This window comes from Thermomonas alba (assembly GCF_022419205.1).
Taxonomy (GTDB): Bacteria; Pseudomonadota; Gammaproteobacteria; order Xanthomonadales; family Xanthomonadaceae; genus Thermomonas; species Thermomonas alba.
In genome coordinates this window covers 1-21028 of the sequence record NZ_JAJOZU010000010.1, presented here as the reverse complement: position 1 = coordinate 21028, position 21028 = coordinate 1, and the positions used below count along the sequence as shown (strand labels likewise).

Genomic DNA, 21028 nt, shown 5'->3' with positions numbered 1-21028 from the left:
CCAAGGTGATCACCGGCGTGCGCTTCCGCGATGGCGTCGAAGTGCGCGATGATGCAACCGCCCAGACCCACTCGGCCGCCGCCTGATCCGTCAGGGCGTGCACCACTTTTGGGTATTTCTCTGACTGCTGTGTGTACTGCTCCTACGGCACAGTGCCGTGCCCGCCCATCCAGGAGCGTGGCAAGGGCAGTTGCTGCGGTCGCTAATTACGCCAGTCGCAGTCGCTCACGCTGCTCGTCCCACCGCTGGGGAATGGCACGACGGCTGACGCTTTCCAAAGTCAAGCCCGCAGCCGTGCCGGTCGCGCAGGCTTCAACGATGCTGGGGGCTAACTGTGCCAATCGGGCGATCCGGCTGGCACGCCCAAGGTCTAAGCCTTCGGCTTCAGCGATCTCAGTGATGGATGCGAAGCGCCCTGCATCCATCAGCCTTTGCCAGTGGTGCGCAAGGCCGAGCGCCCGCATCAACGGAGTGTCCTGCGCCATCTCACGCGCCTGCCGTTCGCGCCGGGCTTCGTCCAGAAACGCCTGCGGCGCGTCCAGTGGCGTGATGACCTGCTTTTTCAGGCCCCGGCGCACCAGCGTCCAGGACAGGAAGGTTTCCAGTTGCACGCCGCCGGCGGGCAATGGTGTCTCGTACGTGACCGGGTCGCCCTTTATTTGCCCGCGATGTTTTTTGCTCATACGTCCTCCTCAAAGCTGGCCATGAGCTGGCGCTGGGCCTGCCAATCCACCATCAGGCGGTTCCGCTGGAACCACATCAGCGTCAACCGCCGTGGCTGCTTTCCTGCCATGAACTGCTCGATGATGTCGGGCGCGAGCAAGGTCAGGCGCAGCAGTTCATTGACCACTGACTGGTGCAGCTTCTCAGCGCGGGCAATGGCCGACCCGCTTTGCATCGCGCCGGTGTCCAGCAGGTGCTGCCAGTAGAAGGCGCGTGCCACACCGTCCAGCAAGGTGACGTCGTGGACGCTGCGCTCGTCCGTGGCCACGCGTTGGACGCCCCGACGTCGGAACGTCAGGGGCACGAAGGTTTCCATCGGATCCATCATCAGGCTTCGACCTCCAGCAGTTCGGCACCGATGCTGTCCGGGGCGAACTCCTTGATCAGCGCGTTCCAGCCCACCTCGCGCCACTTCACCTTGATCCCTTGCAACTCGCCCGCATGGACGAGGTCGATACGCTCGATCATCAGGTTGGCGATGCGGTGGCGCTCGACCGGGAACAACTGATCCCATACGTGGTTGAGCCGCCCCATCGCCATCACGGTCGTGGCCTCGTCGATCTGGGCCCCGTTGCGTTGGATATGCCGCACCACGGCGGCAATGGATTCCGGGCTGGTCAGCACCGTGCGGATCTGGGCCACCACCGCCGCTTCGATCTCTGCGGCGGGCAGGCGCTCGTAGTTCTTGCCGGGCGCGCCGAAGCGAGACTCCGACTTGGAGACGTAGTAGTGATATTTGCGCCCGTTCTTGTGCGAGTAGGTCGGGTACATCCGCTCGCCCGAGGGGGCGTACAGCAGGCCGCGCAGCAAGGCGTCGGTGCGTGAACGGATCTTGGTCTCGGCCGCTCGGGTGTGAGCGTCCTTGGCCAGAATCTCGTGCACCTTGCCCCACAGCCCGTGGTCGATGATGGCCGGGTGCGCGCCGGGATACCAAGTTCCCTTGTGCGACAACTCCCCCAGGTAGATGCGGTTCCTGAGTAGCTTGTGCAGGTACTTCTTGTCGATGCGCGTGCCTGTCCGCGTCTGGCCCTCCTGTGTCGTCCAGGCCTTGGTGGTGATGCCCTCGGCGGTGAGCCTGGCGGCGATCTGGGTGGGCGAGCCGATGGTCAGCATCTCCTCGAAGATGCGCCGCACCACGGCGGCTTCGGCGTTGTTGATGACCAGTTGCCGGTTCACCACGTCGTAGCCCAAGGGCGGCACGCCGCCCATCCACATCCCTTTGCGCTTGGCGGCGGCGATCTTGTCGCGGATGCGCTCACCGGTCACCTCGCGCTCGAACTGGGCGAAGGACAGCAGCACGTTGAGCATCAGCCGTCCCATCGAGGTGGTGGTGTTGAACTGCTGCGTGACCGAGACGAAGGACACCCCGTGGCGTTCAAACACCTCGACCATCTTGGAGAAGTCGGCGAGGCTTCTCGTCAGACGGTCGATTTTGTAGACCACCACGATGTCGATCTGGCCGTGCTCGATGTCCGCCATCAGGCGTTTCAGTCCGGGCCGATCCGTGTTGCCGCCGGAGTAGCCAGGGTCGTCGTAGTCGTCGGCTACCGGAATCCACCCCTCGGATCGCTGGCTGGCCACAAACGCGTGTCCGGCCTCTTTCTGCGCGTCGATGGAGTTGAACTCCTGGTCAAGACGCTCATCCGACGACACCCGGCAGTAGACCGCGCAGCGTTTGCGTGCCTTGGGGCTGGCGATCTGGCTGCTGTCCGGCATCACTCACCCCCCTTCAAGCCAAAGAACGCCGGCCCCGACCAGTGGGTGCCCGAGATGTGGCGCGCCACCGCGGTCAGGCTCTTGAAGCGGCGGCCTTCGTATTCGAAGAGACCGTCCGCGTCGACCGTGACCCGATGCTCGCGCTCGCCCCATTCGCGCAGCAGCACAGTACCGGGCGCGAAGTCGAACTTGCGCGGGCGCGCGCGCAGTTTGATCTTGGAGTGCTTGACGCCGATGGCCTCCAGGCGCTGGCGCGTTTCGGGTGCGAGTCCGCCGAAGGCTTCCTCCTGCAGCTTGTAGGCGATGCGGGACTCGACGTGCGTGCGATTCGGATGTTCGGGCCGGCGCTCGAAGTACCGGTCCCAGATGGCCCACAGCTCGGCCATAGGCAGGTGGCCCAGTTCGGCGATCCGCGCGGCGACGGAAGCTTGTTTGTCGTTCATCACAACTTCTCCTCTTGATAGGGGGTTGTATGAACGCGCTGGTCGGGCAGGAAGCCAAGGCCAACTTCTCTCTGTTTTGGCTCATCAGCAGCAAGGGTGCGGACGATGGCAGCCGCAAGGATGGCAGCTCACGCAGCCGGGGCGACCACTCGTAAATGGTGCGCTCTTCAAACGAGTGGTCGAAGTCGGCGTCATGCCACCACTCCAGCGCGTCGCGCAACGCCAGTTCCGGGTTCTTCGAATTCCTGGCGAAGAACTCCTCGTAAGGATGACGGTTTCCATCCTTGACCTGCTTGTAGTAATAGGCGTGCAGGAATTGGTCGGCTTGAACGCCGGGGGCCACCGACGCATCGATCCAGCCGGGTTTGGCGCCCTGTGCCGAAACCCTGGACGCAATGGACCGCATCACCTGCAAGGTGTCGTTCCAATCCTGCTCGAATTTCTGGAAGCGTTTCTCAGACGATCGCTTCGTGTCGACAAACACCAGCCCCTGGTTCTTCGGCAGCAAGCGATCCTTGTCGAACTGCTGCTCAAGTCCGTATTCACGCTTCGACAACTCCGACCGCCGGTCCGCCAAGCGCAGCTGCTCTTGGTAGATCTCCTTGGTCAGAGGACGGGCACGGTCATCGACTTCCTCAAAAAAGCGCAGCAGCTCGCGCTCCATGCCCGTCTCGACGAGTTCGTCCTGCGCCAGGAAGGTGCCAGCCTCGATGTTCGAAATCCAGGCTCGGTCCGACAGATTGGCCGACCCGATGTAGGCGCCCGCGTCCACCCACCAGATGACCTTCGCGTGCAGGATGTCAGGCACAAGCTTGCAGTCGTAGTTGGGGCTCGCCTTATCCAGGAACCACTTCAAGACGGCAGGGTCCACGGCTACGGTGTGGTCGTAGCGGCCGAAGAACTCCAACGGCTTCAGGTGCCGTGCGCAGGCCTCGAACAACAGCATGTTGTCGCGGCTGGCGTAGGCGACGGCTGCACGAACGCGGGTGCAAGACTCGATGACTTCGCCGAGCAGGTTCTGGAGCAGCTGCTTGTTGAGGGGGCCGGCGACGAAACGCATGGTCGCTGTCGCCTACCTGATGGTCCAAGCGCACATCGCACACAGGTCAACCGGCCTTGCGGTGGGCGAAGCCAGTAACGCGCGAATTGGCCGTGGACGGACGGATGTTCGCGGCCACAGTTGCATGAACCGTCGGTCCCTGCCTGCGTTGAACGGCCCCATCACTACTTCTCCTTGGGTAGTGCGGAGGAGGGGTGCGGCTTCCTGGCCAGTTGCCGCTGCTTGATCAGCGAGTACAGCGCCGGAATCACCGCCAACGTCAGGATGGTCGACGAGACCATCCCGCCCACCATGGGCGCGGCGATGCGGCGCATCACCTCCGAACCGGTTCCGGTGCTCCACATGATCGGCAGCAGGCCGGCCATGATCGCCACCACCGTCATCATCTTCGGTCGCACCCGCTCGACCGCGCCTTCGACGATCGCCGCCTGCAGGTCGGCGGCATCGAGCGCGCGGCCTTCGCGACGCGCGGCCTCGGCGCGTGCCTGCAGCGCATGGTCGAGGTAGATCAGCATCACCACGCCAGTCTCGGCGGCGACACCCGCCAGCGCGATGAAGCCGACCGCCACCGCCACGCTGGTGTTGTAGTCGAGCATCCACATCAGCCAGATGCCACCGACCAGTGCGAAGGGCACCGACAGCATCACGATCAGCGATTGGGTGACGCGCCGGAAATTGAGGTACAGCAGCAGGAAGATCAGCGCCAGCGTCACCGGAACCACGATCCGCATCTTCGCCGCGGCGCGCTGCATGTACTCGTACTGCCCGCTCCAGGTGGCGTACGTGCCGGGCGGGAACTTCACCGACTCGGCCACCGCCTGCTGCGCGGCGCGCACGTAGCGGCCGATGTCGCTCTCGCGGGTGTCGACGTAGATGTAGGCCGACAGCATCGCGTTCTCGGTGCGGATGCTGGGCGCACCCTTGCGCACCACCACCGTGGCCAGTTCGCCCAGCGGCACCTGCGCGCCGTCCATGGTCGGCACCAGCACGTTGTCGGCGATGCGCTGCGGATCGTCGCGCAGCTCGCGCGGGTAGCGCACGATCAGCCCGAAGCGCTCGCGTCCCTGCACCAGCGTGGTCACCATCTCGCCGCCCAGCGCGGCCGCCACCACGTCCTGCAGCTCGCCGGGCGTGACGCCGTACTGCGCCAGCCGCGCGCGGTCGGGTTCGACGTCGAGGTAGTAGCCGCCGGTGAGCCGCTCGGCGTAGGCGCTGGTGGTGCCCGGCACCTTGCGCACCGCCGCCTCGATCTGCCGCGCCAGCGTCTCCATCTGCGCCAGGTCGCGGCCGAACACCTTGATGCCGACCGGCGTGCGGATGCCGGTGGCCAGCATGTCGGTGCGCGCCTTGATCGGCATGGTCCAGGCGTTGGCGACGCCGGGGAAACGCAGCGCGCGGTCCATTTCGGCGATCAGTTTGTCCACCGTCATCCCCTCGCGCCATTCGGATTCGGGCTTGAGGTTGATGACGGTCTCGAACATCTCCAGCGGCGCGGGGTCGGTGGCGGTGTTGGCGCGTCCGGCCTTGCCGAACACCGATTCCACCTCGGGGAAGCTCCTGATGATGCGGTCCTGCTGTTGCAGCAGTTGCGCCGCCTTGGTCGCCGACATCGCCGGCAGCGAGGCCGGCATGTAGAGCAGGGTGCCTTCGTTGAGCGTCGGCATGAACTCGCTGCCCAGGCGCGATGCCGGCCATAGCGTGGCCAGCAGCGCGACCACCGCCAGCACGAGGGTGGCGAGCCTGTGGCGCAGCACCGCGTTGATCACCGGGCGGTAGGCGGCGATCAGCACGCGGTTCACCGGGTTCTTCGCCTCCGGCACGATCCGGCCGCGCACGAACAGCAGCATCAGCACCGGCACCAGCGTGATCGACAGCAGCGCGCCGCCGGCCATCGCGAAGGTCTTGGTGAACGCCAGCGGCCGGAACAGCCGTCCTTCCTGCGCCTCCAGCGCGAACACCGGCAGGAACGAGACGGTGATGATCATCAGGCTGAAGAACAGCGCCGGGCCGACCTCGCGGCAGGCGTCGATGATCAGTTGCGCGCGGCTGCGCGTGCCGTCGTCGCGCTCGATGTGCTTGTGCGCGTTCTCGATCATCACGATCGCCGCGTCCACCATCGCGCCGATGGCGATGGCGATGCCGCCCAGGCTCATGATGTTGCTGTTGAGTCCGAGCACGCGCATGGCGATGAACGCGATCAGCACGCCGACCGGCAGCATCACGATCGCCACCAGCGCGCTGCGGGCGTGGAACAGGAATACCAGGCAGACCAGCGCGACGATCAGGCTCTCCTCGATCAGCGTGGTGCGCAGGGTCGCAATCGCGCGGTGGATCAGCTCGGAGCGGTCGTACACCGTGCGGAGGCTGACGCCCGCGGGCAGACCGCCGCGGATCTCGGCCAGCTTCTCCTTCAGGCCGTGGATCACCGCCAGCGCGTTTTCGCCGTAGCGCGCCACCGCGATGCCGGCGACCGTCTCGCCTTCGCCGTCGAGCTCGGCCAGGCCGCGGCGCTCGTCCGGCACCAGCTCGACGTGGGCGACGTCGCCCACACGCACCGGCGCGCCGCCCTCCGCCTTCAGCACCAGGTTCTCGATGTCCTCCACGCCGCGCAGGTAGCCGCGGCCGCGCACCATGTATTCGGTCTCGGCCATCTCGACGACGCGGCCGCCGACATCGCGGTTGCTCTCGCGCACCACCTGTGACACGCGCGCGAGCGGGATGCCGTACTCGCGCAGGCGCGCCGGATCGACGGTGACCGAATACTGGCGCACGAAACCGCCGACGCTGGCGATCTCCGCCACGCCCGGCGCCTTGGCGAGCTGGTAGCGCACGTACCAGTCCTGCACCGCGCGCAGTTCGTCGAGCGAACGCTGCTTGCCCTGCAACGCGTACTGGTAGACCCAGCCGACGCCGGTGGCATCCGGCCCGAGGCTCGGGGTGACGCCGGCCGGCAGGTTCTTCGAGGCGAAATTGAGGTACTCGAGCACGCGCGAGCGCGCCCAGTAGAGGTCGGTGCCGTCCTCGAAGATCACGTAGACGAACGAGGCGCCGAAGAACGAGAAACCGCGCACCACCTTCGACTTCGGCACCGACAGCAGCGCGCTGGTGAGCGGGTAGGTGACCTGGTCCTCGACCACCTGCGGCGCCTGCCCCGGATACTCGGTGAACACGATCACCTGCACGTCGGACAGATCCGGCTGCGCGTCCAGCGGAGTGCGCAGCAGCGCGTAGACGCCGCCGGCGATCACCGCCAGCGTCATCACCGCGATCAGGAAGACGTTGCGGACCGACCACTCGATGATGCGGCCGAGCATGTCAGCGGTCCTCGTGGCCGTCGTGCGTGCCGTCCGTTGCCGGCGCGTGGCCGGCGTGCGGATCGGATGGCGGGGGCGGGGCGTGCCCGGCGTGCGGATCGGGCGATGCGGTCGGGGCGTGGCCCGCGTGCGGGTCGGCCGGCGCCGGCGACGGCTGCGCGGGCGCCTGCGGCGTCGGTCGCGCCCTGGCCGGGGCCGGCTGCGTGTCCTTCTTCGCATCGACCGGTGGCATCGCCGGCCCATGTCCGGCGTGGTCCACCGCCGCGGGCGCGGTCGCCGGTGCGGCGGGTGCGGACCCGCCGTGGCCGGCGTGCGCGCCCAGTCCCTGCAACGCCGCCTGCAGGTTGCTTTCGGCGTCGATCAGGAAGTTCGCCGCCACCACCACACGCTCGCCTTCGCGCACGCCGTCCAGGATCTCGACGCTGTCGCCGGCGCGCCGCCCGGTACGCACCTCGCGCGGCTCGAACCGGCCGCGCGCGCGCTCGACCAGCACCACCTGGCGCAGTCCGCTGTCGAGCACCGCCGAGCGCGGCACGCTCAGCACCGGCGTCGGGTCGTCGCGCTCCAGCACGATCGCGCCGAACAGGCCGGGACGCAGCACGCCGTCCCGATTCGGCAGCGCCACCCGCACCTGCACCGTGCGCGTGGCGGTGTCCAGCACCGGCTGCACGAACGTCACCGTGCCGTCGAAGCGACGGCCGGGCAGGGTGATGGATTCGAAACGCGCGGCCTGTCCGACCCGCAGCTCCGCCGCCTGCGCGGCTGGCACGTGCGCCACCGCCCACACCGTGGACAGGTCCGCCAGCCGCAGCACGGTCTCGCCCGGCTCGAAGCGCGCGCCCTGCACGACCGGCTTCTCGATCACCACCGCGTCCGCCGGCGAGGTCAGCACGAAGCCGCCGTCGCCCTGTCCGAGCTGGCGCGGGGCGATTTGCCAGTTGCGCAGGCGGGCCACCGCCGCATCGCGCAGGCGCGCCATCGAGGCGGCGCTGGCCGGATCGCTCTGCGCGAGCTTGCGCGCCGCCGCATCGGCGACGCGGTACTCCTGCTGCGCCGCCATCAGCTCCGGGCTGTACACGCGCATCAGCGGCTGGCCGCGGCGCACGCGCATGCCGGTCTGGTCGGCGTACAGGCGCTCGATCCAGCCTTCGAAACGCGGCGCGATCGCGTACTGCCGGGTCTCGTCGATCTCCAGCGTGGCGCTGGCGCGCACCCCGGCGGCCAGCGGCGCGCGTTCCACCACCGCCGTGCGCACGCCGAGCGTCTGCACCTTCTCCGGCGTCAACACGACGGTGCCGGGCGCGGTGGCCTCCTCGCCTTCGTAGACGGGGATGTAGTCCATTCCCATCGGGTCCTTCTTCGGCACCGGCGAGGTATCCGGCAGGCCCATCGGGTTGCGGTAGTAGAGAACCTTGCGCGCGGGGCGGCCGGTGTCGGCCTGCGCCGGCGCGGCGGCCTGCTCGCGCGAGGCGCGGCCGGCGAGCCAGCCGACGGCGAGCGCCGCGGCGGCCACGGACAGGGCGAGGACCAGGGTCCGGAAGCGGGTCATCGGGTGTCTCCTTCGAGGGCGCGCACGGCGGCGGCGCCCAGCAGTTCGTCGCGCAGGGCATCCACGCGCGCGAGGTCGGCGCCCTGCCAGGCGTCCAAGGCTTCCAGCAGCGTGCCGAAGTCGACTTCGCCCACCTGGTAGCTCGCCAGCGCGGAGCGGAAGTTGGCGTCGGCCTGCGGCAGCAGGGTGGTTTCGGTGAGGCGGCGGCGCTCGCGCGCGCTCTGCCACTGCGCCCACGCCATTCCGGCCTCGCCCTGCAGGCTGCGGCGGGCGGCCTCGGCGCGGGCCCGTGCGGCGTCCTCGAGCAGGCGCGATTCGCGCTCGCGTTCGCGGCGCGCGCGCTGCTGGAACGGGATCTCCACCTCGAGCATCAGCTCGGTACTCTGGATGCCGTTGCCCAGCTGCATCGCACCCACGCCGACGGTGATGTCGGGAAAGCGGTTGCGACGCTGCAGCACCACATTCGTGCGCGCGGCCTCGGCGCGGGCCTGCTGCGAACGGACCGCGGGGTGCGTGTCGGCGGCGTCCAGAGCCTCGGCAAGCGAAGCGCTGCGGACGGCAAGGCGCGGCGCCTCGTCGGGAGCCGCCAGCGGTGCATCGGAACGGCGCCCCAGCACCGCGTTCAAGGTGGCGGCCGCCTCCTGCTTGGCGGCGAGGCGTTCGATCCGCTCGCGCTGCAGGCTGGTCTGCTCGACCTGGGCGCGGATGGCATCCTGCTGTGGCGCGCGACCCAGGGCGTAGCGCACGCCGGCTATTTCCTCGACCTGGCGGAGCAGGGCGATGCGGCGGTCGAGCACCGCCACCGCCTGGTCGGCGTGCCAGTAGCGGACGTAGGCGGCTTCGGCCTCGGCGAGCAGCGTGCGCGCGGTGGCTTCGCGCTCCAGCCGCATCGCCTCGGCCTCATGGGTGGCGACCTCGCGGGCCAGCGAACGCTTGCCCCAGAGCGGGAAGCGCTGGCGCAGTGCGTAGTTCACCTCGCGCTCGGCACCGGCGGTGCGCCAGGGCTTGTCCGGATCGAGGCCGCGGAATCCAACCGAGGCCATCGGATCGGGCAGGGCACCTGCGGGAAGGATCCTCGCTTCGGCGGCCTGGGTTTCGAAGTCCATGGCCCGCAGCTCGGGGTTGTGTTCCAGAACCCAGGTGCGGATCGACTCGAGGCTGTGCCCCGGGATGGGTTCGGTGGCGGTCGCGGGCAGCGCCAGCGTCCACAAGCCGCCGGCGAACACGCAGGCAAGCAGGTGCCGGAGCAGTGGCCGACGGCGGAACAGCGGGTAAGGGTGCAGGCGCCTGGCCTGCATCGGGTCGAACAGGGATGCCATATCAGTGTCCTTGGGCCGACGCGACGCAGGTCGCTCGGACGAGGGCAGGAACACATGCCGTGACGCAGCCACGGCGCGAACGCACAGGACCGCGCCGCACAGAGGTGCGGAGCAGTCAGCGTCCGGGCATCAGATCAGCAGGAGCGCCGCGGGATGGGCGGTAGGTCGGTGCCAGGCGGGCCTGGGTGGCGAATCCACCCATGTGGACGTGACGCCCCGCGCACCATCCCCGATCTCGGCGACTGCGAACCAGGAGAGCCATGCTCCGACAAGGAGCGGCGGAACCGGCGGGATGCGTCCGCTGTCTGCCGAGAGGTCGCCTTCGCTGCAGTGCGCGGTACACAGTGCCTCGTCAGCCGAGGGAAGCTCGGCGCCACAACCGTGACCGTGGTCGTGGTGGGTGTCCGCGTCGGCCGCGACTGCGGCGGTTGTGGCCTTGAGATCCAGACAGCCGCCATGACCGGCCAGTGCGAACTGGGACCAGAGCAACGCCACCATCGCGAGGAGGGCAGTGCGCTTGAACCAGTTCCGATGGCGAAGGCGGATCATGGTCGGAGCTTAACTCTTTGTCTGATCCGGTGCAACTGATCCAGATCAATTTCTGGTCAGGAACAGAGACGGCGGGGGAGTTCGTGCCGATGCTCGGCGGGGGAGGGACCATCAAGACTATGCGCCATCGCGCAGGCAGCCGCGGGGCTGAGCGTTCCCAGCACAGAAACGACGATCAGGATCAGGATGGCCAGTGCTGCTTCAGCCGCGACACTCTGCCGCAGGGCGCGCACCTCCTGCACAGGATCGCCGCTTTCCAAGGCGCGTCCCAGGCGCGGCACCAGCGTCCAGCGGTGCAATGCACCCAGACCCAGCATGCCTCCGAACAGGGCAAGCTTCACCAGCAGCAGGTTCCCGTACGTGCTCTCGAGCAGTGTCGACAACGACCATGCGGTGAGATCACCGTAGTGCGTGATGCCGGACACGATGAGCGCAGCGACGAAGACCGTGCCGAGCGTCGAGAATCCGTGCAGAAGATCATGCGTCGTTCGAAGGTGCCCACTGCCGGAGACCGCCTCCCTGCGCAGGAGCAGGCCCAGGAACACCAGTACCGCGGCAACCCAGCCGCCTGCCGCGAGAAGGTGGACCAGGCCCGCAGCAAGCCGCAGCGCACCGGACGCGCCTTCACCGGCGGCGGCGTGGCCGTTCCATGCCAGCGTAGCAAGTGCGCCGCCCGCCAGCATTGCCAGCCGCGGAAATGCGGACTCCACCTTTCCGCGGCGGCGCTGCCATCCGAGCACGACGAGCGAGGCAAACACGAGCCCCAACTCAAGACCGCGAAGCGGTTGGCGGAGGTACTGGGGATTCCTCCCGCGTTCCTCTACACCGAAGACGATTTATTGGCCGCGCTGTTACTACGTTGGAATGAGTTGTCCCTCCGCCAGAAGAAGGACCTTCTCAAACAGGTCGAGGGTGTGGAAACTTTCCAAGTCGAAGCGGGGTCGTCTTCCCGGCAAGTAACTTCATTGGGCCGTGGGTGTTGAACCCTTCACCATAGTCCAGAGATAGGCTCGTGCTATTCATGATTCCTTTACCCCTGAGCACGCTCGCGAGTTAAAGTAAGGCCATGTCCACCCGCGCCATCCTGTTGCGTCTGTTGCTGTGCGTTGCCTTGGTATTCAACGGGGCAGCCTCGGCCATGGCGTCTGTGCAGATGATGCAGATGCACGCGGATGGGCATGAAGCCGCAAGTACTCCGGTCGCGCCTATGGCGAGTGCCGAGTCCGAGATGCCATGCCACCACGACGGGCAGCCCGCGCATTCGCAGGATGCGGCCGATGCGGCAACGGCTACCAAGGACAAGCAACCCGGCCAGTCACCCGATTGCTGCAAGTCGAGCACCTGTACCTGTGCATGCGTGCATCAGGCGGCCGCCATGGTGCCGGTGATGGCCTTCCAGGGCACCGCCCTGCTGCATGTCGGTAGCGTGCGATCGATGGCCTTGGGCCATGCAACACCACCGTTGCCCCATCTGATCCGACCTCCCATCGGCTAAGTGTCCTTTGGCGCCCCGGGCGCCGGTTCGCTTGCGCGCGTCGCCGTTCGACGTGCTTTGCAGGCAGTGGTCCAGCGCTTGTGCTGGCCTATGACACTTTGATGGAGTTCACATGTCTTCCGATGCTTTCGGCCGCAATGCCGACGGGTTGTTCAAACCGTCGCGGCGGCGATTCGTGCAGGGGTTGGCCGCGGATGGTGCTGTGGCCAGCCTGGGTCTCTGGCCCAAACTCAGTTGGGCGCTCAAAGGCCCCGGTAATCCGAATGTCCTGTCGGGTACCGAGTTCGACCTGACCATCGGCGAGACGCCGATGAATTTCACCGGGCGCACGCGTCCAGCAGTCACCGTCAATGGCTCGATTCCAGCACCGCTGCTGCGCTGGCGCGAGGGTACGACGGTCAACCTGCGTGTCTCCAATGCGCTGCCGGAAGGCTCGATCTTTGGCCATGAAACCTCGATCCATTGGCACGGCATCCTGCTGCCGGCCAACATGGACGGCGTGCCTGGGCTGAGCTTTGACGGCATCCACCGGGGCGAGGCCTACCACTATCGGTTTAAGGTGAATCAGGGCGGTACGTACTGGTACCACAGCCATTCGGGATTCCAGGAACAGGCCGGGCTCTACGGCCCGCTCATCATCGATCCCATCGAACCCGAACCGTTCGCCTACGACCGCGACTACGTGGTCATGCTGTCCGACTGGACCGACATGGACCCCACACGGCTGTTTGCGCGGCTGAAGAAGATAATGCCGGCGATGCAGGATCACACGCAGCATCAAGTCAAACCGAAAGCCAAGCCGAAGGCCAATGCAAAGCCCAAGGCGAAGCCCGTTACCACGCCGAAGCCAAAGGCAACGGAACCCGCCGCACCGATGGATCAGGCGGCCATGGGCCACGAGATGCCGGCACAACAGCCGGCTGTCGTGGACCACAGCGCCATGGGACATGACGCCGCCCAACCGGTGCCAATGGATCACGCCGCGATGGGGCATGCCATGCCGCGTCCCGCCGACCAACCCATCACGCCGATTCCGGTACTGACGGACGAAGATCGTGCGGCGGCCGTCCCGCCACCGAACGATCATCCGGTGCACGACAACGGCGTGCAGCACTATGTGCTGTTCAACCGCCTCGAAGGCTTCGATACCGACGAGGGCGGCGGCATGGCGTGGGAGGGCCAATCTTGGATCGGCACCGATCTCAACAAGCTCTGGTTGCGCAGCGAGGGCGAGCGGGTCGCGGGGCATACCGAAAGCGCGGATCTTGAAGTCCTGTATGGCCGTGCATTCGCCCGCTGGTGGGATGTGGTCGCCGGCGTGCGCCACGACTTTAAGCCTGGCGCATCGCAGGACTTCGTCGCGATCGGTGTGCAGGGCCTGGCGCCGTATAAGTTCGAAGTGGAGGCGACCGCGTATCTCGGCCAATCCGGCCAGACCGCTGCGCGTCTGGAGGCCGAATACGAAACACTGCTGACCAACCGGTTGATCCTGCAGCCGCTGGTTGAAGTCAGTTTCTACGGCAAGAACGACGAAAGCCGCGGCATCGGTTCCGGTCTGAGCACCGCCGAGGCCGGTTTACGTCTGCGCTATGAGTTCACCCGGCAATTCGCGCCGTACATCGGCGTGGTTCATGAACGCGCCTTCGGTCGCACTGCAGATTTTCGTCGCGCGGCGGACGAAGGCGTCAACGACACCCGCTTCGTGGCGGGGATCCGGATCTGGTTCTGATTGGGGGAGACCATCATGCCGTTCGTTACCCGAAAGTCCCTGCTCACACTGAGCATCCTGTCCGGCGTCGCCCTCGCGGCGGCAGCCGGTTTTGTCTGGTCCGGTATTTACAACATCGGCGCGGACGACCCCCACACCCGGCCCGTGTACTTGATGCTGCAAGCCCTGCGCGAACGCTCCATCGAGGTACGGGCGAACAAGTTGCAAGTGCCCGCCGATCTCGACGACCCGGCGCGCATCCGTCAGGGGGCTGGCAACTACAACGCCATGTGCACCGGCTGCCACCTCGGCCCGGGTATGCAAGACACCGAACTGAGCATGGGCCTGTATCCGGCACCGCCGAATCTGAGTAAGGAAACGGTCGATGCCGACACCGCGTTCTGGGTGATCAAGCACGGTATCAAGGCCTCAGGCATGCCGGCCTGGGGCAAGAGCATGGACGACGAATACATCTGGAACATGGCGGCGTTCCTGCAGGCACTGCCCAAGCTCACACCCGAGCAATATCAGGCGCTCGTCGCCAGCAGCGGTGGTCATTCGCACGGTGGCGGTGAGTCCGAGGGCCACGCGCATGCCGAGGGCGGCGAGGACCATCACGACGAGGGCGACGCGCACGCGCACACCGAAGGAGAGGAGCACAACGCGATGGCGGGCATGCCGATGGATGCGCCCAAGCCGCACTCGCACCCTTCGGGCACACCGCCGCACGTCGATGCGCCGAAGGACACGAAGGCACCGTCCGGTGAAGTGCACATCCATGCCGACGGCAAGAAGCACGTCCACGACGCAAAACCCACGGCCACGCCTGCCACTGCGAAGCCGACCACCGCCGACCCGCATGCCGGCATGGACATGCCCGAAACAGAACCGGCCAGCGATGGCCACGATCACCAACACTGACCGGAGCCGCGAATCCCATGATCCATCGAATTGTTTTCCTCGCCTTGCTGGTGCTTCCATTTGCATCGCAAGCACATGACCCTGCGCAGCATGCGAAGACCAACGTACCTGCCATCGCCGCCGAGGCGAAGCCTGCGGTTGCGGCCGTGGATGCCTTCTCAAGCGCATTGCAGGCCGGTGATCTGAAGCGTGCCGGCACCTGGTTGGCCGACGATGTACTGATCCTAGAAAGCGGCGGTGCCGAGCACTCGAAAGCCGAATACATGGGCGGGCATGCAACGCACGACGCCGAGTTCCTGAAAGGCGCGCATGTGCAGTTGAAGCAACGCACGGCCAAAGTGGCGGGCGAGTTGGCGTGGGTTGGCAGCGAAAGTGAACTGCACACCAGCAAGGACGGCAAGCCGGTGACCACGCTGAGCACCGAAACCATGGTGCTCAAGCGCGGTAAGGACGGCTGGCGCATTGTCCATATCCATTGGTCCTCGCGGGCGAAGCGATGAGGAGGAAGACCATGTCGATGCATGCTGCAACGGCCGTGTTGGTGCTGGGCGCTGTCGTATCGCTGGGCGCCTGCGCCAAACAGGCGCCAGCACCAGAGCGCGCTGCCGAGGTCACAGCCGAAGTGGCACCAGTGCCCGCACCAACGCAAGCGCTGCCGCTCGTTGTCGTTCACAAGAGCCCGAGTTGCGGCTGCTGCGGCCTGTGGGTGGACCACATGCGCCAAGCCGGATTCCAGGTCGAGGTACGCGACGAGGACAACGTCAATCCGGTGAAGGAACGCGTGGGCGTGCCGTATGGCAAGGGGTCTTGCCATACCGCCGAGGTGGGAGGCTATTTCATTGAAGGCCACGTGCCGGCCGCGGACGTGAAGCGCCTGTTGGCCGAAAAACCCGACGTCAAGGGACTGGTGCTGCCCGGCATGCCAATGGGATCGCCCGGTATGGAGATGCCGGACGGGCATTCGGAGCCGTACACCGTCGAACTGGTGCGTCGGGACGGCACGACAGCGGCCTTTGCAGCGCACTGAACGTACATGGATGGCCGCATGCAGCAGGGCTTGACTCTGGACTTTACTCAAGGGTGGAGACTGGCGGCATTCCAGACGCAAGAGGTCCCTCAATGAAGATCGGTGAACTCGCCCAACGCACCGGTGTCCCCATCGACACCGTGCGCTACTACGAACGGCAAGGACTGCTGCCGGAGCCGGAACGTCAACCGTCCGGCTACCGTCGGTACCAGAGCGCCGATGTCTTGCGCCTGCGTTTCGTGCGTCGCGCGAAGGCACTGGGTTTCACCTTGGAAGAGATTCGCGAACTGCTCGCACTCTCCAGCCATCGCGAGGACGACATGGGCAGCCTCAAGGCAGCCGCCGAGCAGAAGCTGGCGGGCGTCGAGGCCAAGCTGGCGGAACTCACGCGGATTCGCGACGGATTGCGGACGCTGATCAAGGCATGTCCCGGGCATGGGGCATTGGGCGCTTGCCCGATCCTGCACGCACTCAACGAGGACGCCGCATGAACACGCACACGCATTCCGATCACGACGCGCATGGGCAGGGCAGTTGCTGTGCGAACAAGAAGCCGGCACCAGCATCCGACAACACCGTGATCGATCCGGTCTGCGGCATGCAGGTTGATCCCAACACGACATCGCATCACGTCAGTCATGCCGGCACCGACTACCACTTCTGCTCGGCACGCTGCAGGGAAAAATTCGTGACCGACCCCGAGCGTTACACGACGACCTCGGCCAAAGGGGAAGGGAAGGGCAGTTGCTGTGCGACCAAGGTACCGACATCCGATAGCGCCGTGATCGACCCGGTCTGTGGCATGCAGGTCGATCCCGACACCACGCCGCATCACGCCAGCCACGCCGGCACCGACTACCACTTCTGTTCGGCACGCTGCCAAGCGAAATTCGTTTCCGACCCGCCGCGCTATCTCACGCCCAAGGCCGAGACGGCGCCCGCCGCGCCGGCGGGCACGATCTACACCTGTCCCATGCACCCGGAAATCCGCCAGGAAGGACCGGGGACGTGCCCGATCTGCGGCATGGCGCTGGAGCCGGAAATGCCCAGCCTGGAGGACGAGGACAACCCGGAACTGCGCGACTTCTCGCATCGCTTCTGGTGGACGTTGCCGCTGACCGTCGTGGTCTTCCTGCTGGCGATGTTGGGCGACCGGCTGACGTTCCTGAGCATGGGTGCCCGCACCTGGCTGGAACTCGCGTTGAGCACGCCGGTCGTGCTCTGGGCCGGCTGGCCGTTCTTCGAGCGTTGCGTGCAATCGATCCGCAACCGCAGCCCGAACATGTTCACGCTGATCGGGATTGGCGTTGCATCAGCCTTCGGCTATAGCGTGGTGGCCACTGTGGCACCGGATCTATTCCCGGATTCGTTCCGTGAGCATGGCCGGGTCGGCGTCTATTTCGAGGCCGCCGCGGTCATCGTGTCATTGACTCTGTTGGGGCAGTTGCTGGAGTTGCGTGCCCGCTCGAAGACTTCGGCGGCGATCAAGGCTTTGCTGGGGCTCGCGCCGAAGACGGCCCGTCGCATCAACGACGATGGCAGCGAAGACGACATCCCGCTCGAACATGTCCACATCGGCTACAAACTGCGCGTGCGCCCCGGCGAAAAAGTGCCGGTCGACGGCGAAGTGCTCGAAGGGCGCTCCAGCGTCGACGAATCGATGCTGACCGGCGAATCGATTCCGGTTGAAAAGACCGCAGGCAGCCGCGTGATCGGCGCCACGATCAATGGCACCGGGAGCCTCGTCATCCGCGCCGACAGGATCGGTTCGGAGACCGTGCTGTCGCAGATCGTGCAGCTCGTCGCCCAGGCGCAGCGCTCGCGTGCACCGATGCAGCGCATGGCCGACAAGGTCGCGTTCTGGTTCGTGCTCGCGGTGTTGGCGATTGCCGTACTCACGTTCTTCGGCTGGGGCCTGTTCGGGCCGGAGCCGTCGTGGACATACGCCGTCCTCAATGCGGTCTCGGTGCTGATCATTGCTTGTCCGTGTGCGCTGGGATTGGCCACGCCGATGTCGATCATGGTCGCCACCGGCCGCGCGGCGCGTGCCGGCGTATTGTTCCGCGACGCCGAGGCGATCGAGCAGTTGCGCAAGATCGATACCTTGATCGTCGACAAGACCGGCACCCTGACCGAAGGTCGCCCGGCGTTTCGCGCGGTCATGGCCGCCGACGGGTTCGAGGACGACACCGTGCTGGGCTTGGCGGCAAGCCTGGAGCAGGGCAGCGAACACCCGCTGGCGGATGCGATCCTGACCGAAGCCAAGCGCCGGAACCTACCGCTGTCGACGACCGATGACTTCGATTCGGTTACCGGCAAAGGCGTGCGCGGGCAGATCGCAGGGCAGAAGCTTGCCCTCGGTAACAAGGCGCTCATGGCCGAGGTGGGCGCCGATGTCGCGCCGCTGCTTGCTCGTGCCGAATCGGCGAGGGGCGAGGGCGCCAGCGTGATGTTCCTCGCCGTGAATGGGCGGTTGGCGGGCGCGGTGTCCGTGGCAGATCCGATCAAGGCCACGACCTTGCCGGCTTTGAACGCATTGCGTGCGGCAGGCCTGCATCTGGTGATGGCTTCGGGCGATGCGCAATCGACCGCCGAGGCGGTGGGTCGCACACTCGGCATCGAGGACGTGCGAGGCGAGGTGCGTCCGCAGGACAAGGCCGCGCTGGTACAGCAACTCAAGGCGCAAGGGCGACGTGTCGCCATGGCCGGCGATGGTGTGAACGATGCGCCGGCTCTCGCGGCCGCGGATGTCGGCATCGCCATGGGCACCGGCACTGACGTCGCGATGTCCAGCGCTCAGGTCACCTTGGTCAAAGGCGATCTGAGCCGGATCCTGGAGGCGCGGGCGATTTCGGATGCAACGGTCGCCAACATGAAGCAGAACCTCGCCTTCGCCTTCCTCTACAACGCCATCGGCGTGCCGATCGCCGCCGGTGTGTTGTATCCGGTGTTCGGTCTGCTACTCAGCCCGATGATCGCGGCGCTGGCCATGAGCCTGAGTTCTGTTTCGGTCGTCACCAATGCGCTGCGCCTGGCGCGTGTTCCCCTGGGCGCAACGCACGCAGCACCCGCGCTGTCCGCACACGGCGCGTCTTCTCACTAAGACTTTCCCCCCACCTGGAGTAGGTTCATGAACAAATTCGTTTCGCTGGCCGCTGTCGGCCTCCTGTCCCTGTCCGCGGTAGCCGTCGCGGCGGAACCGCAAGCGCATGGAAGCCATGCGGGTCACGCGGCGCCGACTGCAGAAATCACCCCGGCCCAAAAGGAGTTTCGTGCGCTCGACAAGAACCAGGACGGCAAGCTGTCGAAGGCAGAGATGCCGGCCAAACATCCCATGGCCGCGCACTTCGCCATGATGGACACCAACAAGGACGGTGTGTTGTCGGAGGCCGAGTACACCGGCCACTGACGCGCGAATTTCGGCGGCGCGGTTCGTCGCGCCGCCATTCAAGGAGGTTCAATCATGCAAGCGCACTCCAAGCACCAGACGACTCACGACGCTCGGACGAAGGGCGGTCACGTCAGCCACACCGGCCACCAGACCAGCGACGGGCACTACGGGCGATTCGCGCACAGGCCGGCGTCGATGACCGGCAGTTCCTTAAGGAAAGTCTGAACAACCCGCCCTGACGCCTCGATCTCGGTCTCCCAAGGCAGATTTTTGTCTCGAATGCCGTTCCAATGCCCTGTATACGCGCCGTTTCCGGCGCTTTCAGGCGGGTTTCCCCGCCTTACAGGCGCACCAACCCTGTCGCCGGCATCAACTGCCGGCGCACCATCCACAGATTCGACAGCGCAAACAGCGTCAGCACCTGGGCCGCGTTCTTCGCGATGCCGCGGTAGCGCACCTTCATGTAGCCGAACTGCCGCTTGATCACCCGGAACGGGTGCTCCACCTTCGCCCGCAGGCTCGCCTTGTAGCGCTCCCAGCGCTCGGCGTAGCGCCGCTCGCGCTGGTTCTTCATCGCGCGCAGCTTCGACGGCTTCTCCGCGATCAGGAACGCCGCCGCCACGTCCTGCAGCTCCTCGCGCTTCTCGGCACCCGTGTAGCCGCTGTCGCCGCAGACGGTGTCCTCCTCGCCGTGCAGCAGCTTGTGTGCCTGCGTCACGTCCGCCACGTTCGCCGCCGTGCATTCCACGTGGTGTACCAGACCGGACACGTCATCGACGCCAATGTGCGCCTTCATCCCGAAGTACCACTGGTTGCCCTTCCGGGTCTGGTGCATCTCCGGGTCGCGCTCACCATCCTGGTTCTTCGTCGAACTCGGCGCATTGATGATCGTCGCATCGACGATCGTCCCCGACCGAAGGCTCAGACCCTTGCGCTGAAGGTGGGCATTGACCTGCGCAAACAGCTTCTCGGCCAAGCCGTGCGTCTCCAGCAGGCGCCGGAAGTTCAAGATCGTCGTCTCGTCCGGGATGTCGTCCAGACCGCCCAGCTGCGCGAATCGCCGCATCACCGGCGTGTCCACCAGCGCCTCTTCCATCGCCGGATCAGACAGCGCGTACCACTGCTGCAGGAAGTGAATGCGCAGCATCGTCGCCAAGGGGTAGGGCTGCCGGCCGGGACGACCCGATTGCGGGTAATGCGGCGCGATCAAGGCCAGCAGCGCCTGCCACGGCACCACCTGCTCCATCTCCGCCAGGAACACCTCACGCCGCGTGCGCTTGCGGCCCATCCCCTCGGCATCTCCGAAGGGCACTTCGCATAACCCCATTTCCGAAGGCTGAACCGGCATGAGGGCGCCCGCGTCACTCGGTTCGGGGTTCTCGGGGCCGCTCAGGCCCCGTGATCGCCGCCTTGGCAGGCACCCGAGGCCCTGCAAAACGGCGTTTGCAGGCTGCAGCGGGCGCACCTCTGCCTTCATCGCGCACACCCGCACGGGTCATGGCGCACCAGCCAGACCAGCCGCTTGGCGTTGTACGCCGCGCACTTGAGCAGGATCGCCAGTTCGTTTCTCGCCAGCGTCATCGCCCGCACGCACTTGCCGCCCAACTGCTCGAGGCCGGCGAACACATGTTCGCCTCTGGCGCGGACGCGGTTGATCGCCTTGTTGCGCGCGTCCAGGCGCGCGCGCCGCTGCTGCCCGGGCTTGGCACGCCGCGCGATGCCGTCGCGCAGCCCGTGGGCCTGCAGCAACTGGCGGTTGGTCTGCGCGTCGTAGCCTCGGTCGGCCAGCAGCCGCGCGCCGGTGTTGGCGCGG

21 protein-coding genes are annotated in these 21028 nt (G+C 66.4%); 10 read left to right on the top strand and 11 right to left on the bottom strand.

Annotated elements, in window-relative coordinates:
• Positions 1-206: 206 nt before the first annotated feature.
• The 4 genes from ML342_RS11245 to ML342_RS11230 are packed head-to-tail and all read right to left on the bottom strand — an operon-like array spanning position 207 to position 2882.
• On the bottom strand, positions 207-683 hold the full coding sequence (locus ML342_RS11245; protein ID WP_240127124.1) for a LacI family transcriptional regulator: 477 nt from the start codon (positions 681-683) through the stop codon (positions 207-209).
• Positions 680-1051 carry a site-specific recombinase resolvase gene (locus tag ML342_RS11240; protein WP_240127123.1) on the bottom strand — a complete coding sequence of 124 codons (372 nt, stop codon included), beginning with the start codon at positions 1049-1051 and terminating at the stop codon, positions 680-682. Before ML342_RS11240 ends, ML342_RS11245 begins: the two co-directional genes overlap by 4 nt.
• Positions 1051-2439 (bottom strand): recombinase family protein, encoded by a 1389-nt coding sequence (locus ML342_RS11235; protein WP_240127122.1) that lies wholly within the window; start codon positions 2437-2439, stop codon positions 1051-1053. The genes ML342_RS11240 and ML342_RS11235 overlap by 1 nt, the downstream gene beginning before the upstream one ends.
• Entirely contained in the window at positions 2439-2882 is a 444-nt protein-coding gene (locus ML342_RS11230) for a DUF2924 domain-containing protein (protein WP_240127121.1), read from the bottom strand. The genes ML342_RS11235 and ML342_RS11230 overlap by 1 nt, the downstream gene beginning before the upstream one ends.
• Before the next feature lie 29 nt (positions 2883-2911).
• Here ML342_RS11230 and ML342_RS11925 point away from each other — a divergent pair, with 29 nt between their 5' ends.
• Together ML342_RS11925 and ML342_RS11225 are read left to right on the top strand one after the other, a co-directional pair.
• Positions 2912-3037 carry a hypothetical protein gene (locus tag ML342_RS11925; RefSeq protein ID WP_275672478.1) on the top strand — a complete coding sequence of 42 codons (126 nt, stop codon included), beginning with the start codon at positions 2912-2914 and terminating at the stop codon, positions 3035-3037.
• A gap of 113 nt (positions 3038-3150) precedes the next feature.
• Positions 3151-4020: a hypothetical protein gene (locus tag ML342_RS11225; protein WP_240127120.1), complete on the top strand. Its 870-nt coding sequence runs from the start codon at positions 3151-3153 to the stop codon at positions 4018-4020.
• 86 nt (positions 4021-4106) lie between these two features.
• Here ML342_RS11225 and ML342_RS11220 read toward each other — a convergent pair whose 3' ends face one another.
• The 5 genes from ML342_RS11220 to ML342_RS11200 all read right to left on the bottom strand — a co-directional run bounded on the left by ML342_RS11220 (position 4107) and on the right by ML342_RS11200 (position 11431).
• Positions 4107-7256 carry an efflux RND transporter permease subunit gene (locus tag ML342_RS11220; protein WP_240127119.1) on the bottom strand — a complete coding sequence of 1050 codons (3150 nt, stop codon included), beginning with the start codon at positions 7254-7256 and terminating at the stop codon, positions 4107-4109.
• 1 nt (position 7257) lies between these two features.
• Positions 7258-8805, bottom strand: coding sequence for an efflux RND transporter periplasmic adaptor subunit (locus ML342_RS11215; protein ID WP_240127118.1), 1548 nt, complete (start codon positions 8803-8805; stop codon positions 7258-7260).
• Positions 8802-10124, bottom strand: coding sequence for a TolC family protein (locus tag ML342_RS11210; RefSeq protein WP_240127117.1), 1323 nt, complete (start codon positions 10122-10124; stop codon positions 8802-8804). The genes ML342_RS11215 and ML342_RS11210 overlap by 4 nt, the downstream gene beginning before the upstream one ends.
• Before the next feature lie 129 nt (positions 10125-10253).
• Positions 10254-10673: a hypothetical protein gene (locus tag ML342_RS11205; protein ID WP_240127116.1), complete on the bottom strand. Its 420-nt coding sequence runs from the start codon at positions 10671-10673 to the stop codon at positions 10254-10256.
• 56 nt (positions 10674-10729) lie between these two features.
• Positions 10730-11431: a CopD family protein gene (locus tag ML342_RS11200; protein WP_240127115.1), complete on the bottom strand. Its 702-nt coding sequence runs from the start codon at positions 11429-11431 to the stop codon at positions 10730-10732.
• Positions 11432-11739: 308 nt separating this feature from the next.
• Between ML342_RS11200 and ML342_RS11195 the strand changes: the two genes are divergently transcribed.
• The 8 genes from ML342_RS11195 (at position 11740) to ML342_RS11155 (ending at position 19233) form a co-directional block, all read left to right on the top strand.
• Complete coding sequence (locus tag ML342_RS11195) at positions 11740-12168, top strand: CopL family metal-binding regulatory protein (protein WP_114958842.1); 429 nt, start codon at positions 11740-11742, stop codon at positions 12166-12168.
• Positions 12169-12280: 112 nt separating this feature from the next.
• Entirely contained in the window at positions 12281-13897 is a 1617-nt protein-coding gene (locus ML342_RS11920) for a copper resistance protein B (protein ID WP_275672477.1), read from the top strand.
• A 15-nt stretch (positions 13898-13912) separates the two neighbouring features.
• Entirely contained in the window at positions 13913-14797 is an 885-nt protein-coding gene (locus ML342_RS11180; RefSeq protein ID WP_240127114.1) for a c-type cytochrome, read from the top strand.
• 17 nt (positions 14798-14814) lie between these two features.
• On the top strand, positions 14815-15297 hold the full coding sequence (locus tag ML342_RS11175; protein WP_240127113.1) for a YybH family protein: 483 nt from the start codon (positions 14815-14817) through the stop codon (positions 15295-15297).
• Between the two features lie 17 nt (positions 15298-15314).
• Entirely contained in the window at positions 15315-15824 is a 510-nt protein-coding gene (locus tag ML342_RS11170) for a DUF411 domain-containing protein (RefSeq protein ID WP_240127125.1), read from the top strand.
• A 92-nt stretch (positions 15825-15916) separates the two neighbouring features.
• Complete coding sequence (locus ML342_RS11165; protein WP_240127112.1) at positions 15917-16315, top strand: heavy metal-responsive transcriptional regulator; 399 nt, start codon at positions 15917-15919, stop codon at positions 16313-16315.
• Positions 16312-18927, top strand: a complete 2616-nt coding sequence (locus ML342_RS11160) for a heavy metal translocating P-type ATPase (RefSeq protein WP_190281006.1) — start codon at positions 16312-16314, stop codon at positions 18925-18927. The genes ML342_RS11165 and ML342_RS11160 overlap by 4 nt, the downstream gene beginning before the upstream one ends.
• Positions 18928-18954: 27 nt before the next feature.
• Positions 18955-19233, top strand: a complete 279-nt coding sequence (locus ML342_RS11155) for an EF-hand domain-containing protein (protein ID WP_114958848.1) — start codon at positions 18955-18957, stop codon at positions 19231-19233.
• 322 nt (positions 19234-19555) lie between these two features.
• Here the strand turns inward: ML342_RS11155 and ML342_RS11150 are convergent, their stop codons facing one another.
• Both ML342_RS11150 and ML342_RS11145 read right to left on the bottom strand, forming a co-directional pair.
• A complete protein-coding gene (locus ML342_RS11150) occupies positions 19556-20542 on the bottom strand; it encodes an IS5 family transposase (RefSeq protein ID WP_240127111.1) in 987 nt (328 codons plus the stop codon).
• Positions 20543-20688: 146 nt separating this feature from the next.
• A partial coding sequence (locus ML342_RS11145; RefSeq protein ID WP_240127110.1) for a transposase occupies positions 20689-21028 on the bottom strand: 340 nt, incomplete at its 5' end.

Coding starts and splice junctions, on each gene's coding strand:
- ML342_RS11245 (WP_240127124.1), bottom strand. CDS start 683: ATGAGCAAAAAACATCGCGGGCAAATAAAGGGCGACCCGGTCACGTAC.
- ML342_RS11170 (WP_240127125.1), top strand. CDS start 15,315: ATGCATGCTGCAACGGCCGTGTTGGTGCTGGGCGCTGTCGTATCGCTG.
- ML342_RS11220 (WP_240127119.1), bottom strand. CDS start 7,256: ATGCTCGGCCGCATCATCGAGTGGTCGGTCCGCAACGTCTTCCTGATC.
- ML342_RS11150 (WP_240127111.1), bottom strand. CDS start 20,542: ATGGGGTTATGCGAAGTGCCCTTCGGAGATGCCGAGGGGATGGGCCGC.
- ML342_RS11175 (WP_240127113.1), top strand. CDS start 14,815: ATGATCCATCGAATTGTTTTCCTCGCCTTGCTGGTGCTTCCATTTGCA.
- ML342_RS11165 (WP_240127112.1), top strand. CDS start 15,917: ATGAAGATCGGTGAACTCGCCCAACGCACCGGTGTCCCCATCGACACC.
- ML342_RS11155 (WP_114958848.1), top strand. CDS start 18,955: ATGAACAAATTCGTTTCGCTGGCCGCTGTCGGCCTCCTGTCCCTGTCC.
- ML342_RS11180 (WP_240127114.1), top strand. CDS start 13,913: ATGCCGTTCGTTACCCGAAAGTCCCTGCTCACACTGAGCATCCTGTCC.
- ML342_RS11160 (WP_190281006.1), top strand. CDS start 16,312: ATGAACACGCACACGCATTCCGATCACGACGCGCATGGGCAGGGCAGT.
- ML342_RS11195 (WP_114958842.1), top strand. CDS start 11,740: ATGTCCACCCGCGCCATCCTGTTGCGTCTGTTGCTGTGCGTTGCCTTG.
- ML342_RS11240 (WP_240127123.1), bottom strand. CDS start 1,051: ATGATGGATCCGATGGAAACCTTCGTGCCCCTGACGTTCCGACGTCGG.
- ML342_RS11225 (WP_240127120.1), top strand. CDS start 3,151: ATGACGGTTTCCATCCTTGACCTGCTTGTAGTAATAGGCGTGCAGGAA.
- ML342_RS11215 (WP_240127118.1), bottom strand. CDS start 8,805: ATGACCCGCTTCCGGACCCTGGTCCTCGCCCTGTCCGTGGCCGCCGCG.
- ML342_RS11920 (WP_275672477.1), top strand. CDS start 12,281: ATGTCTTCCGATGCTTTCGGCCGCAATGCCGACGGGTTGTTCAAACCG.
- ML342_RS11235 (WP_240127122.1), bottom strand. CDS start 2,439: ATGCCGGACAGCAGCCAGATCGCCAGCCCCAAGGCACGCAAACGCTGC.
- ML342_RS11230 (WP_240127121.1), bottom strand. CDS start 2,882: ATGAACGACAAACAAGCTTCCGTCGCCGCGCGGATCGCCGAACTGGGC.
- ML342_RS11925 (WP_275672478.1), top strand. CDS start 2,912: ATGAACGCGCTGGTCGGGCAGGAAGCCAAGGCCAACTTCTCTCTGTTT.
- ML342_RS11210 (WP_240127117.1), bottom strand. CDS start 10,124: ATGGCATCCCTGTTCGACCCGATGCAGGCCAGGCGCCTGCACCCTTAC.
- ML342_RS11205 (WP_240127116.1), bottom strand. CDS start 10,673: ATGATCCGCCTTCGCCATCGGAACTGGTTCAAGCGCACTGCCCTCCTC.